A 12,931-nucleotide genomic window follows, 5' to 3' on the forward strand; every position below is an offset into this window, starting at 1 on the left:
GCCTGGCCCGGCAGATGATTCTGCGCCGAGGAGTGTGAACGTCTGTGACAGCACCCGACTGGTCGGGACGGACTCGGGGGCAGACGTGAGGCGGACGCTCACCCTCCGAGCTCGAGCACCTCACCGTGCCAGCGGCTGCGCAGCCATCGGTCGTGGGAGGCGATCAGCAGGGTGCCGTCCCAGTCCTCGAGCGCCGCCTCGAGCCGGGTCGCGGTGATCAGCGCGAGGTGGTTGGTGGGCTCGTCGAGCACCAGCAGCTCGGGCGGGTCCAGCAGCACGGCGCCGAGCATCACCCGTCGCAGCTGGCCCCGCGAGAGGAGCTCGAGCGGCCGGTCGAGGTCACGCGGATGGACCAGCCCGAACAGCTCAGGGATGGTGCCGTCGGCCGTCGCCTCCAGCCCGGTGGCCGCGCGCAGATGCTGCCGGACGCTCCGGCCCGGAACGACCTCATCGTCCTGGCCCAGGTGCCCGATCCGCAGGCCCCGCGGTCGGTCCATGGTGCCGGCGGTGGGGGTGAGTCGGCCGGCGATGACGTCGAGCAGCGTGGACTTCCCACTCCCGTTCGCACCGGTGATCAGCAGCCGCTTCCCCACAGTGAGGCTGAAGGAGGTGGGGGCCAGGCGCCCGGTGACCTCGACCTCGCTGACTGCGAGCTGCACCCTCCCGCTCTGCCCGCGGCCGGCGGCCTCGGGGAGATGGGTGAGGTGCAGCTCCGCTGGGGGCTTGCGCACCTGGATCTTCTCGAGCTGGGAGAGGCGCGCCCGCGACTCCCGGAGCCGGCGGGAGACGACGGTGGCGTTTCGGTCCGCGTAGAACTTCTTCGCCGCCCTCGCCTCGGTGCGCGGCGCAGCACCGACGTGGCCGACGCTCGCGGAGTCCTTCACCGCCTGACGCAGCGCCTTCAGCTCGTCCTGCTCGGCGCGGAAGCGGTGCTCCCAGCGGTTCCGCATCTCGAAGCGGGCCAGCAGATAGTCGCTGAAACCACCGGTGTAGGCGGTGAGCCCGCGGGGCTCGGTCGCGAGCGGGGACTCGACGGGGTCGAGGTCCAGCTGGGCAGTGGTGGAGTCGTCGAGGAAGGCGCGGTCGTGGCTCGCGATCAGCACCGGTCCGGGGTGGGCGGCGATCGCACCGGCGAGGAAGGCGGCGCCGCCATCGTCGAGGTGGTTGGTGGGTTCGTCGAGCAGCCAGGTGGTGGGGCGGGCGATGAGGAGATGGGCCAGCGCCAGGCGTTCCCGCTGGCCGCCGCTGATCCGGCCGATCGCTGTGCCGAGGGCGATCGGGTCCAGGCCCAGACCGCTCAGCACCTCCTCGGCACGACGATCGGCGTTCCAGACGTCCGCGAGCGTCGCCTCCGCGAGCAGGGTGTCGTAGCGGTGCACTGCCTGCGCGGAGGGCTCTCCCTCGTCGGCGGCGAGCGCCTCTCCAGCGGCGGCGAGCTCCTGTTCGAGGCGGCGGGAGCGCTCCAGGGCATCGGCGACCACCTCGGTGACGGTCGCCGCAGGGCCGAAAGGGAGCTCCTGATGGAGCACCCCGACGGGCCCCGGGGCGGAGCTCGTGCCCGCATCGGGGTCGAGGTCTCCGGCGAGGATCCGCAGCAGGGTGGATTTCCCGCTGCCGTTCTCGCCGAGCAGACCGGTGGGTCGCCCGGCGGGCACCACCAGGCTCACATCAGTGAGGACGCGGCGGCCCGGGAAGGAGAAGGAGATCCCGTCGGCCCGCAGATGGAGGGCTGGATCGCCGGTGGTGGTCGCGATCACCGGGGCGGACGGGAAGGGCAGGGTGGGATGCGCGGGCATGGAGCAGCTCCTCGACGCGGAGGGTCGGTGGACGGCAGAGGCTGATCACAGGCGCATGGGAGCACTGTAGTCGTCCCGAGCACGGCGGTCCACGGATTTCTCTGCGGGGCACCCCCGTCACGCCAGGAGCTCCGAGTCGAGCCTGGAGAGTCCTGCTGCCCGAGTGCAGTTCAGCCCTGCTGATCGAGCGCGGCCACCGCGGAGCGGATCCCGGCCGGATCCCCCGCGCGGCGGGCATCGCGCGGGAAGCGCTCGAGCGCCTCCTGCGCGGCGGCCGGTTCTGCGCCGGCCAGCAGCGCCACCAGGGCCACCCGCACGCTGCCCGCGGCTGCCTCGAGCACCTCAGCCGCATGCTGCGGGGTGGCGCCGCTGGCCTGCACCAGCATCCGCACCGTACGCGCCACGAGCTTCGCGTTGGTGGGGCGGACGTCGATCATCAGGTTCCCGAAGGTGGTGCCGAGCCGCACCATCGTCGCGGTGGACAGGGCGTTCAGGGTGAGCTTCTGGGCGGTGCCCGCTTTCATCCGGGTGGAGCCGGTGACCACCTCGGGGCCCACGTCCAGGAGGATCGGATGATCGGCGAGCGGGGCGAGCGAGGCCTGGGGGTTCGCCGAGATCAGCGCGGTGGGCATCCCGGCGGCACGCGCCGCCTCCAGGGCGCCGCCGACGAACGGGGTGCGGCCGCTCGCGGCCAGACCGATCACCACATCTCCGTCGCGGCACTCGGTGAGCACGAGCTCCGCCCCGGCCTCCGCCGAGTCCTCCGCGCCTTCGACCGCGGTGAGGAAGGCGCCGTCGCCGCCGGCCAGATGGGCGGTGATCATCGACGGATCGGCGTTGAAGGTGGGGGCGAGCTCGACGGCGTCCAGGACGGCGAGCCGCCCGGAGGTGCCCGCTCCGAGGTAGTGGACGGTGCCGCCGGCGGAGATCGCCGCGACGCAGGTCTCGACCAGGGCGGCGATCTGCGCAGACTGCGCCTGGACCGCCGCGGCGACCGTGGCCTCCTCGGCGAGGATCACGTCGACCATGCCGCGGGCATTGAGCACATCGAGCTCTGAGCTGGCGGGATTGCGCTCCTCGGTCGGAGAGGCGAGATCGACGAGGCGGACGTCGAGGGCGCTCGGGTCCGGCTGGGAGGTGCTCACGTCGGTCTCCTGGGATACGGGGTGGGATGCCTGGGCTGGCAGTCAGGGCGCGATGCCACCGGACCCTCATCGGTCCTCCGGGCGGCGCTCACCCTGCTGCGGACCAGGGTAGCGAGATCTCGGTGCTCTCCCGCCCAGTCCGCCTAGCATGTGAGGTCCAGACGAGGGGGATCCGATGAATGCATCCGACGTCGAGCCATCCGCCGAGCCGGCTGCTGAGCTATCCACGGGGCCGGCTGCTGAGCCGTCCACCGGGCCGGTTGGCCGGCCGCCGACAGGGGACGACGCCGCATCGCGGACCGGCCACGACGCCATGCCGGACGCCATGCCGCCGGCGGGCACCTCTCCCCCCTCCCTGGTGATCGCCGGGGACATCGGCGGGACCAGCTCCCGCCTGATCCTCGCTCCATGGGACGGCGCCGTGATCGCGGAGGCGGAGGGGCCGGGAGCGAACCTGCGCTCCTCGGGAGCCGACGCCCTGGACAACCTGGTCGAGACGGTGCGTGAGGTCCTGTTCCGAGGCCGCCGCGCACTGAGGCAGGACAGCCCGGGCCGAGACAGCCCGGGCCAGGACAGCCTGGGACCAGATGGCCTGGGACCGGACGCTGAGGTCGCGGCGGTGGCGCTCGGCATCTCAGGGGCCGGGCCCGCACGGGCTGGAGAGGTGCGCAGAGCGGTCGGCGAGCGCCTGGCCCGGCTCGGCATCGACCCTGCTCGGATCCTGATCACGGATGACCTGCACACCGCCTTTCTCGCCGGCGGTGTGGGAGACGACGGTCTGCTGGTGCTGGCCGGGACCGGTGCGGTGGCGGTCCGCTTCCATGACCGGGAGGCGGTGGCCCGCCGCGACGGGATGGGCTGGCTGCTGGGCGACATCGGCTCGGCGGTCTGGCTGGGACGCCGCACCCTCGAGGCGGTCGCTGCGGACATCGACGGACGCGGTCCGCGCACCCTGCTCACCGAGGAGGTCGGCGAGCTCCTGGCTCTGGATCTGCGCGAGGGGCTGCTGCCCCCGTCGGCCACCGGTGATCCCCGCCAGGACCTGATCCGTGCCCTGGACGAGCAGCTCCCCGCGGGCGCGCCGGCGGCGCTCGGACGCTTCGCCCGCCTGCCCGGGCGGGTGGCAGGGGATCCGGTGGCCCGGGAGATCCTCGAGGTCGCGATCGGCCATGTGCTCGAGACCGTGCAGGCGCTGGACCCGCCCGGTGAGCTGCCGGTGGTGCTCGCCGGGTCGGTGCTGGCCGGTCCAGGGCCGATCCGCGAGGCGGTCGAGGCCGGGCTGCGGGCCGAGGGGCGCGCCTTCCGGACCGCTCCGACCGGGCTGCCCGGGGCGCTGCTCCTGGCCAGGGAGCTGGCAGGCGATCTGCTGCCCTGATCGACGCCCCTGCCGCCGACCTGCCGGAGGATTCAGAAGTCGGCTCGACGTCCCGTCGATCACGCTCGCGCCGAAGCGGCGTCCCCCACCAGCCTCGGCGATTAGGATGGCCAGCGTCCGCCCGCTGCTGAGCCGGGTGTCCGGGAACGCTCCGGGCACCGCGCGCCGCCCGACTCGGAAGAAGGCTTCTCTCGATGCCCGATCTCCACGACCAGATCCCCACCCGCGAGAAGGTGCTGATCATCGGCGCCGGCCCTGCCGGTCTCGCCGCCGCCGCTGCGCTGAAGGCGCTCGAGGTGCCCTTCGACCTGGTGGACCGTGCCAAGCACGTCGGTGGGATCTGGGATCCGGAGCGCGAGGACTCCCCAGTGTGGCCCACGCTGGAGATGATCTCCTCGCGCGAGCACACCCAGTACGAGGACCTGCTGCAGCCGGTCTCCTTCCCGGAGTTCCTCTCGCCCACCCAGATGGCGAAGTACCTGCGCGCCTACGCGGCCCGGCATGACCTCACCGAGCATTTCCGTCCCCGCACGACGGTGCGCTCCGCCCGTCCGTTCGAGGAGGGGGTGTGGCAGGTCGAGCTGTCCACCGGCGAGATCGGGATCTACCGCGCGGTGATCTCCGCGCACGGCATCTCCGAGCGGCCCCACCGGCCCGACTGGGCCGAGGACGTCCCGGCCTCGGTGCGGGTGATCCACTCCAAGGAGTGGAACGGCGCCGACGGGCTCGAGGGCCAGCGGGTGCTGATCGTCGGCTCGGGCCAGTCCGCCGCCGACATCGCGGTCGACGCCGCCCGGCGCGCCCTCGAGGTGCGCTGGTCGATGCGCACCGGCCACTGGGTGGTGCCGCGCCGCATCGCCGGGGTCCCCGGCGACGTGGCCGCCTCCCGCGAACCCGCTGCGCTCGGCGGGCTGAACGCGAAGATCGCCGAGACGCTGATCCGTCGCACCGCCGGTGACCCGGCCTCCGTGGGCCTGCCCGCGCCGGCGGCGCCGCTGCTCGAGGATGCCGTGATCGTCTCCGACGATGTGCTGGACCGGGTGCGCGAGGGCCGGATCACCCCTGCCGGGGAGGTCACCGGGGTCGATGCCGAGGGCATCATCACCCATCTGGGCACCGGCTCCCACGCCGGGCATCTGAGCTTCGCCCCCGATCTGATCGTACTCGCCACCGGCTATGAGTCCGGCGCCGACCACCTTCCCCAGGACGTGCTGCCCCGCACCGCCGGTGGCGACCTCGACCTGTTCCTGGGCGCCTTCGCCCGCGGCCGCGACGACCTGGTGATCCTGGGCCAGCAGCGGGTGGCGGGAGGGGTGCTGCCGATCCTGGTCGAGCAGGCCGATATCGCCGCCTACATGCTGGCCGCGACCCGGGACGGCTCCTCCGCCTCCTCCTCCGCCGTCGCGCGCTTCCGTCGGCTGCGCGCGGGCTCCGAGTCCGCGGTCCCCGTCACGCACCCGGCCGCCGAGGGCGGGCTGGTGGGCCGGCTGGGCCGCGTGCTCGGCGCGAATCGGGTCACGGTGCGCAGCGCGGCCACGACGCACGAGACCGGCGAGAAGCTGGTCCCGACCGCTGACCGTGACACCCTGCTGGCCCGGCTGCGGTCGGTGCGGGGCCTGTTCGCCTGATCTCCGCAGCGCCCGTCGGCCCGCCGGTTCACCCCGTCGGCCCGCCGGTTCACCGAGCCGATGGGCCGACGGGCGCGGGGCGGTCCACGACCTCCGCTGCGCCCGCCAGGCGGGTGTGCCTGCCAGGTGGGTTCGCCGGCTCAGGCAGGAGGAGCAGGTGCCGTGCGTCGTCGACGCGACACCAGCATGATCACCGCAGCGAGGGCCACCACGACCAGCACGGCGATGCCGGCGCGCTGCTGATCCGCGAGCGCATCAGCCCACCAGCTGCGGCCGGTCGCCCCGAACCAGCTCGCCGCCAGCAGTGAGTCGGTCAGCAGCAGCGTGACCCCGGCGCCGAGTCCCAGCAGCAGCGGAGATCCGCGCAGCAGCAGGCGCTGCCAGCGCGGTGCCGTGGACGGCACGGCGCGGATCGTGAGCGCGGTGAGCACTCCCCCGGCCAGGGCGAGAAGCTGCAGCGCGAGGTGCGCGGCATGCCCGTCCAGCGCGAGCCGGAGGAAGGGGCTGACATAGCCGATGATCAGCAGCGACGGACCGGCCAGAGCCAGCAGCACGGCCGCCCACCAGCGGCCGTCGCACAGGGCCCGCAGCCGCTGCGGCACGGCCCCGACGCTGCCCAGCAGCACTCCGGCCGGGACCATCAGCAGCACATGCTGGAGCACGTGGGCGGAGACCAGCACCTTGCCGTAGACGTTCAACGGACCGCTGGTCACGAGCACGAGCACTGCTGCGCCCGTCAGCAGGCGAAGATTCTGCGCGCGCGAGCGATGCGGCGCCCGGGCCCGCCACCAGACCAGCACCACCACGCAGGCCAGCGCGATCCCGAAGGGATCCGGCCGCCAGGCGGTGAGGACGGTGGATAGCTCCGGCATCGCCGGCAGCGGATAGCCGGTGAGCACCCCGGCGGGGTCCTCGGGCGGGGCGCTCGCATCGGCCGGCGGCGGGGAGGAGCTCATGGCGGCGGCGAGCGCCACCGCGAGTCCCATCAGTGCGAGCTCGAGCAGGGCCAGGCGCCGATAGGTGGCTCGGGCGTGCGTCCCGCCGTCCGCCCGGGCGGCGGTCCGAGCAGGTCCGTGGGTGTCTTCGAAGCCTTCCGCGATCTGGCGTCGCTGCAGGATGCCGAGGCCGCCCAGCAGGATCAGCAGCACAGCCTTGGCGACCCCCAGCTGCACATAGGGGCTGGTGAGGATCTCTCCGGGATGGTTCATCCGCACCGCGAGCGCCCACACCCCGCTCAGGGCGAGCGCCACCCAGCAGATGAGCGCCAGGTGCGAGAATCCGCGCACCACGGCTCCGTCATCACGCCCGCGGTCCGGGAGCAGCTGCAGCACGGCCAGCCCTCCCACCCAGATCCCCACCGCGAGCAGGTGGATGAGCATGGTCGAGGTACCGACCTCATGGGTCTCGTCGCCGGCGGCGTGACCTGTCATCGCCGCGCTGAAGGCGATCAGACCGGCCAGCGCCGCGACCGTGCGGGCGATGCGCACGGAGCTGCCGAGCACCGCGACGGTGGTGGTGGCCGCTGCGACCACCAGCGCGATCAGCAGCCAGATCCCCAGATCGGTGGCGACGAAGACGCCGAGATCGGAGCCGAATCGCGGGGAGCCGACGGGCTGCCCGGTCGCCACCGCATACGAGAAGGCGAGCGACGTGCCGCGGGCGAGGGTGGTGATCGCGGCGGCGACCCCCACCGCGATCATCACCCGGGCACGGTCTGCGTCTTCGCGGAGCAGCCAGCCGGCGACCATCGCCCCTCCGAGGGTGAGTGCGGCGGCGAGGTCGGCGAGCATCGACGCGATCGGGGCACCATGGCGCGCGATCGGTCCGGCATCCATCAGCACCAGGTTGTCACCGCCCGCAGCGGCGGCGGCGAGCACCGAGAGCCCGGCGAAGACGGCGAGCACGACTCCCAGGACCACGATCAGCTTCGTGCGCGAGCGAAGGGCGGCAGGGGCGCTCATGAGGCGATCACCAGCCCCAGCCACAGCGCCGCCATGCCGCCGCCGATGCTCAGCATCAGGTACGCCAGGGCCAGGGAGAAGGTGGTGCGGCGCACCAGCTCGACGATGTCGAACGCCGCGGTGGCGAGGGTGGACAGGCCGCCGCAGAAGCCGACCGCCAGCAACAGGTAGACGAACTCACCGGCCCCTGTCGCGGAGCCGAACATCGCCACCACGATCCCGATGAGGAAGCAGGCGAGGAGATTGGCGCCGAAGGTGGACCAGGGGCGCACCCGGTCACCGTCGCCTGCGGCGCGTGATGCCGCCGCGGCGCTGGCGAGCTCACGCAGGCCCCAGCGGGCGATGGTCCCGAGCCCGCTGCCGATCCCCACCAGCAGCGCGGCGAGCAGATATGCGCCGGCGCTCATGCCCGTCCCTCCCCGTCAGCGTCGCGGGGCTCGGCATCGCGGACGTCGGTGCCTCGGGGGTCCGTGCCTCGGGGCTCGGCGAGGCGCCGGCCGAGGACCAGCCCCAGGATCAGGCCGCCGAGGCACAGCACCACCGTCGCCGCCCCGTAGGAGAGGGCCAGCAGCGGGAAGTCGGCGCCGATCATCGCCGAGCCCTCGAGCACCACGGCGGAGAATGTGGTGAAGCCGCCGCAGAGCCCGGTGCCCAGCAGCGGCTGCATCCAGGATCTCCCGGCGCGCACCTCGAGCGCGCCGTTGAGCCCGCCGAGCGCCAGGCAGCCCAGCAGGTTCACCCCGAACGTCGCCCAGGGCAGCTCGACCAGCGTGGGGGTGGTGACGGTCGGGGAGAGCACGGAGAGCGTGAATCGGAGGAACCCGCCGAGCGCACCGCCGGCCGCCACCAGCAGCGCGGTCTGCCACCAGGTCAGGCGCGCGCGGGCTGGCCCGGAGCCGAGCGTCTCGGAATCGATGACGTCCTCGAGGTGCACGGCGGCCATCTCGACCGTGTGCATCCGCGGGTCATCGCGACGTGGGGCGCGGGGCGCGGGAGAGGGGCTCGAGGTCACCGACACAGCGTACCGACGACTGCTCCGCCGCTGCCCGCTCGCGGCGCCGGGGCGCTCAACCCCACACCTTCAGGTCCAGCTCCTCCCGCTCCGCCTTCGCCGCCGACTCGCACGCTCCCCGGCGACTGCAGCTGCGCAGTTCGTCGCTCAACCCCACACGAGCCCGAGGGAGGGGTCCTCCAGCACGGCGGAGACGTCCCGGAGCAGCTCCGCGCCGAGCGCGCCGTCGATCAGGCGGTGGTCGAAGCTGAGGGAGAGCGTGGCGACCTGGCGCGGCACGATCTGCCCGTCGACCACCCAGGGCTTCTCCTTGATCGCGCCGACCCCGAGGATCGCGGACTCCCCCGGGTTCAGGATCGGGGTGCCGGAGTCGATGTCGAACACGCCGTAGTTGGTGACCGTGATGGTGCCGTCACGGGTGTCGCGCAGCGAGGTGCGGCCGGCGCGAGCGGTGCGGGCGAGCTCGCTGATCCCCTCGGCGAGCTCCCGCAGCGTCATCAGATGCGCATCCTTCAGGTTCGGCACGATCAGCCCGCGAGGCGTGGCCGCGGCGATGCCGAGGTTCACGTAGTGCTTGTAGACGATCTCCTGGTTCGCCTCATCCCAGGAGGCATTGACCTCGGGATTGCGACGGATCGCGACCAGCAGCGCCTTCGCGATCACGGCGAGGGGGCTGATCTTGACGTCGGTCCACTCGCGCGAGGCGCGCAGCTGGCTGACGATCTGCACCGCGCCCGTCATGTCGATCTCGTTGAAGACCGTCACGTGCGGTGCGGTGAAGGCCGAGGCCACCATGGCCTCCGCGGTGCGTTTGCGCACCGAGCGGATCGGCACCCGCGTGGTGCGGTCATCGCTGGTGACACCCGAGAAGGGCTGGTCACGAGTGGACTTCATGGCACCGCCGAGACCCTCCGGGGCCTGCGGAGACTCCTCGGGGAAGTAGTCGCCGTCGACCTCACCGCCGTAGGCGCGCTGCTGCGCGTTCAGCACGTCCTGACGGGTGACGGTCCCCTCGGGCCCGGTGGCCAGCACATCGTGCAGTGCGACGCCGAGATCGCGGGCGAGCTTGCGCACGGGCGGCTTGGCGAGGATGCGGCCGATCGGCACCTGCTGGCCGTCATCGGACTGGGCCGGTTCGGCGAGACGTCGCCGACGGCGCTGCGGTGCGGCCTGAGTGCCATAGCCGACCAGGTTCTTCGGCTCCTCCGGAGCAGCCTCTGCGCTGACTGCGGTGGCTGCGGTGGCCTGCGCGGCGAGCTCCTCGGCCGACGGGTCCGCCTCGGGCTGCGCAGAGATCTGCTGCGGGGAGCTCGGCTGCACATCGGCAGATCGGTGTCCGGCAGCGGGCTGCGGCGCAGGCGAAGGCACCGGGCCGCCGGCGGTGTCGACCTGGATCAGCCCGGTGCCCACCGGCACCTCATCGCCGACCGCCACGAGGATCGCGACGACGGTGCCGGCGACATGGGTGGACAGCTCGACGGCGCTCTTGGCGGTCTCGACCTCGACCACCGCGGCGTTGATCTCGACACGATCGCCCACGGCGACCTTGATCTCCAGGATCTCGGCCTCGGTGAGGCCTTCTCCGGGGTCGTTGAGCGGGATCGTCACGATCGAGCTCGCGCCGGGTGATCCGGCGGAGCCTGCGGGGGTGGCGGCATTCATGGTCGTGATCCTTTCACGCGCGGGGCGCTTCCGTCAGTGCTCGAGCAGGCGGTCCACGCCGTCGAGCACCCGGTCGAGGTCGGGAAGGTAGGCGTGCTCCATCCGCGAGGGCGGGTAGGGCAGGTGGTAGCCGCCGACGCGGAGCACCGGGGCCTCGAGGTGGTAGAAGCACTCCTCGGAGATCCGGGCCGCGATCTCCCCGCCGAGGCCGCCGACCACCGGGGCCTCATGGGTGATCAGCAGGCGGCCGGTGCGCTTCACCGAGGCGATGATGGTGGGGTAGTCGATGGGCGCCAGCGAGCGGGCGTCGATGACCTCCAGGTCGATGCCGTCCTCGGCGGCGGCCTCCGCGCTCTCGAGCGCGAGCGGCATGCTCGGCCCCCAGGCCAGCAGCGTGGCGTCGGTGCCCTGTCGCACCACCGTCGCCTCCCAGGGGGACAGCTCGGGGCGGTGATCTGGGTCCACGTCGCCCTTGACCCAGTAGCGCTTCTTGGGCTCGAAGATGATGACCGGGTCCTCGCACTCGATGGCCTGTCGGGTCATCCAGTAGGCGTCCTGCGCGGTCGCGGGAGCCAGGATCCGCAGGCCCGCGGTGTGCGCGAACAGCGCCTCCGGGCTCTCGGAGTGATGCTCGATCGCACCGATCCCGCCGCCGTGCGGGATCCGGATCACGATCGGCATGTGCACCGCACCGGCGGTGCGGTTGTGCATCTTCGCGACCTGGGTGGTGATCTGGTTGAAGGCCGGGAACACGAAGCCGTCGAACTGGATCTCGACCACGGGCCGGTAGCCGCGCACGGCCAGGCCCACGGAGGTGCCCACGATGCCGGCCTCGGCGAGCGGGGTGTCGACCACGCGCTGGGAGCCGAACTCGGCATGCAGGCCGTCGGTGACCCGGAAGACGCCGCCGAGCACGCCGATGTCCTCGCCCATCAGCAGGACCTTGTCATCCGCGGCCATCGCGTCGCGCAGCCCGGCGGTGATCGCCTTCGCGATCGGGAGGTTGGTGCTGCTCATGCGCGCTCCCCCTTCTGCTCGGCGCTCTTGTCGATGTCGTCGTCGTTCTCGAACTGGGCCATGTACTCGAGGTACTGCTCCCGCTCGACCTCGACGATCGGATGGGGCTCGGCGTAGGCGTGGGTGAACATGCCCACCGGGTCCGGGTCCTCCATCCCGTGGATGTGGTGATGCAGCTGCATCGCGAGGTCGTGCGCCTCCTCGTCGCAGCGGGCGATGTACGCCTCGTCGATCTCGCCGAGCTGCTCGAGGTGGCGGCGCAGGCGCAGGATCGGATCCTTCTGGGCCCATTCCTCCTCTTCGGAGGAGGGACGGTAGCGGGAGGCGTCGTCGCTGGTGGTGTGTGCGGCCATGCGGTAGGTGAGGGCTTCGACGAACACGGGTCCCTTGCCCGCCCGCGCGGAATCCAGGGCGATGCGGACGGCGCCGAGCACGGCGAGCACGTCGTTGCCGTCCACCCTGACCGAGGGGATCCCCCAGCCGCGGGAGCGCTGGGCGAGCGGGACCCGGGACTGCACCGAGGTGGGCACGGAGATCGCCCACTGGTTGTTCTGGGTGTAGAACACGACCGGTGCCTGGAAGGAGGCGGCGAAGGTGAAGGCCTCCGAGACCTCTCCCTCGCTCGAGGCGCCGTCGCCGAAGAGGGCGAGGACTGCGGTGTCGGTCTCCGGCTGGCCGGTGCCCACCACGCCGTCGCGCTGCAGCCCCATCGCATAGCCGACGGCGTGCGGGGCCTGGGATCCGAGCACGATCATGTAGGGGTGGGTGCGCAGCTCATTGGGGTCCCAGCCTCCGTGACTGACCCCGCGGAAGGACTCCAGCAGGCGCCAGGGCTCGATACCGCGTGCCCAGGCGATGCCGTGCTCACGGTAGGTGGGCACCAGATAGTCCTGCTCGCGGGAGGCGTGGCCGGCCCCGATCTGGGCCGCCTCCTGGCCGAGTGCGCTGGCCCAGAGCCCGAGCTGTCCCTGGCGCTGCAGGCTGGTGGCCTCGACGTCGGCCGCGCGGATCATCACCATGTCGCGGTAGTAGCCGCGCAGGCGCTCGGGGGTTGCCAGGCCGCCCGCGCCGTCAGGGCCGTCGAGCACCGCATCGAACTCGGCGTGCGGCGTGCGGGTGCCGTCGGCCGCGAGGAGCTGGACCATCGGCTCCTCAGCCGCGACATCAGGGATCGTGGAACGGAAGACACTCACCCGGGTAGCGTAACTTACGGCACCGTAAGGTCAAGGATGATCCGGACGGCGCGCCTCAGCGGCGACGGTCCTCGAGCGCGGCCCGGGTACGGCCCGGAAGGAGGGCTCCCGCGAGGCGGCGAGGAGCACGAAGCCGCTGCGC

Annotated in this window: 10 protein-coding genes; 2 read left to right on the forward strand and 8 right to left on the reverse strand. The window is 72.5% G+C overall.

The genetic code is table 11. The features are described 5' to 3' along the window. Window positions 1-98 precede the first annotated feature (98 nt). Both Q0937_RS01990 and Q0937_RS01995 read right to left on the reverse strand, forming a co-directional pair. Entirely contained in the window at window positions 99-1,796 is a 1,698-nt protein-coding gene (locus tag Q0937_RS01990) for an ABC-F family ATP-binding cassette domain-containing protein (protein ID WP_299299194.1), read from the reverse strand. A 170-nt stretch (window positions 1,797-1,966) separates the two neighbouring features. After that, window positions 1,967-2,941 (reverse strand): N-acetylmuramic acid 6-phosphate etherase, encoded by a 975-nt coding sequence (locus Q0937_RS01995; RefSeq protein WP_299299196.1) that lies wholly within the window; start codon window positions 2,939-2,941, stop codon window positions 1,967-1,969. A 313-nt stretch (window positions 2,942-3,254) separates the two neighbouring features. Here Q0937_RS01995 and Q0937_RS02000 point away from each other — a divergent pair, with 313 nt between their 5' ends. After that, complete coding sequence (locus tag Q0937_RS02000) at window positions 3,255-4,316, forward strand: N-acetylglucosamine kinase (RefSeq protein WP_299299198.1); 1,062 nt, start codon at window positions 3,255-3,257, stop codon at window positions 4,314-4,316. A gap of 194 nt (window positions 4,317-4,510) precedes the next feature. Continuing rightward, the gene (locus Q0937_RS02005; protein WP_299299200.1) at window positions 4,511-5,944 is read left to right on the forward strand and encodes an NAD(P)/FAD-dependent oxidoreductase; all 1,434 of its coding nucleotides are present in this window, start codon (window positions 4,511-4,513) and stop codon (window positions 5,942-5,944) included. Between the two features lie 140 nt (window positions 5,945-6,084). Here Q0937_RS02005 and Q0937_RS02010 read toward each other — a convergent pair whose 3' ends face one another. From Q0937_RS02010 to Q0937_RS02035, 6 genes are all read right to left on the reverse strand, one after another. Beyond that, window positions 6,085-7,905: a CopD family protein gene (locus tag Q0937_RS02010; protein ID WP_299299202.1), complete on the reverse strand. Its 1,821-nt coding sequence runs from the start codon at window positions 7,903-7,905 to the stop codon at window positions 6,085-6,087. Next, a complete protein-coding gene (locus tag Q0937_RS02015) occupies window positions 7,902-8,312 on the reverse strand; it encodes a CrcB family protein (RefSeq protein WP_299299204.1) in 411 nt (136 codons plus the stop codon). The genes Q0937_RS02010 and Q0937_RS02015 overlap by 4 nt, the downstream gene beginning before the upstream one ends. Next, the gene (locus tag Q0937_RS02020) at window positions 8,309-8,917 is read right to left on the reverse strand and encodes a CrcB family protein (protein ID WP_299299206.1); all 609 of its coding nucleotides are present in this window, start codon (window positions 8,915-8,917) and stop codon (window positions 8,309-8,311) included. Before Q0937_RS02020 ends, Q0937_RS02015 begins: the two co-directional genes overlap by 4 nt. Before the next feature lie 147 nt (window positions 8,918-9,064). Next, window positions 9,065-10,579: a dihydrolipoamide acetyltransferase family protein gene (locus tag Q0937_RS02025; protein WP_299299208.1), complete on the reverse strand. Its 1,515-nt coding sequence runs from the start codon at window positions 10,577-10,579 to the stop codon at window positions 9,065-9,067. A 33-nt stretch (window positions 10,580-10,612) separates the two neighbouring features. Then, entirely contained in the window at window positions 10,613-11,596 is a 984-nt protein-coding gene (locus Q0937_RS02030) for an alpha-ketoacid dehydrogenase subunit beta (RefSeq protein ID WP_299299210.1), read from the reverse strand. Further along, on the reverse strand, window positions 11,593-12,741 hold the full coding sequence (locus Q0937_RS02035) for a thiamine pyrophosphate-dependent dehydrogenase E1 component subunit alpha (RefSeq protein WP_299299632.1): 1,149 nt from the start codon (window positions 12,739-12,741) through the stop codon (window positions 11,593-11,595). The genes Q0937_RS02030 and Q0937_RS02035 overlap by 4 nt, the downstream gene beginning before the upstream one ends. Window positions 12,742-12,931: the final 190 nt, after the last annotated feature.

It is taken from the genome of uncultured Brachybacterium sp. (genome assembly GCF_947500705.1).
Lineage (GTDB): Bacteria > Actinomycetota > Actinomycetes > Actinomycetales > Dermabacteraceae > Brachybacterium.

What these genes read in the sequence shown, in the direction of transcription:
- Q0937_RS01990 (WP_299299194.1), bottom strand. Translation starts at nt 1,796, where the DNA reads ATGCCCGCGCATCCCACCCTGCCCTTCCCGTCCGCCCCGGTGATCGCG.
- Q0937_RS02000 (WP_299299198.1), top strand. Translation starts at nt 3,255, where the DNA reads ATGCCGGACGCCATGCCGCCGGCGGGCACCTCTCCCCCCTCCCTGGTG.
- Q0937_RS02005 (WP_299299200.1), top strand. Translation starts at nt 4,511, where the DNA reads ATGCCCGATCTCCACGACCAGATCCCCACCCGCGAGAAGGTGCTGATC.
- Q0937_RS02010 (WP_299299202.1), bottom strand. Translation starts at nt 7,905, where the DNA reads ATGAGCGCCCCTGCCGCCCTTCGCTCGCGCACGAAGCTGATCGTGGTC.
- Q0937_RS02015 (WP_299299204.1), bottom strand. Translation starts at nt 8,312, where the DNA reads ATGAGCGCCGGCGCATATCTGCTCGCCGCGCTGCTGGTGGGGATCGGC.
- Q0937_RS02025 (WP_299299208.1), bottom strand. Translation starts at nt 10,579, where the DNA reads ATGAATGCCGCCACCCCCGCAGGCTCCGCCGGATCACCCGGCGCGAGC.
- Q0937_RS02030 (WP_299299210.1), bottom strand. Translation starts at nt 11,596, where the DNA reads ATGAGCAGCACCAACCTCCCGATCGCGAAGGCGATCACCGCCGGGCTG.
- Q0937_RS02035 (WP_299299632.1), bottom strand. Translation starts at nt 12,741, where the DNA reads ATGGTCCAGCTCCTCGCGGCCGACGGCACCCGCACGCCGCACGCCGAG.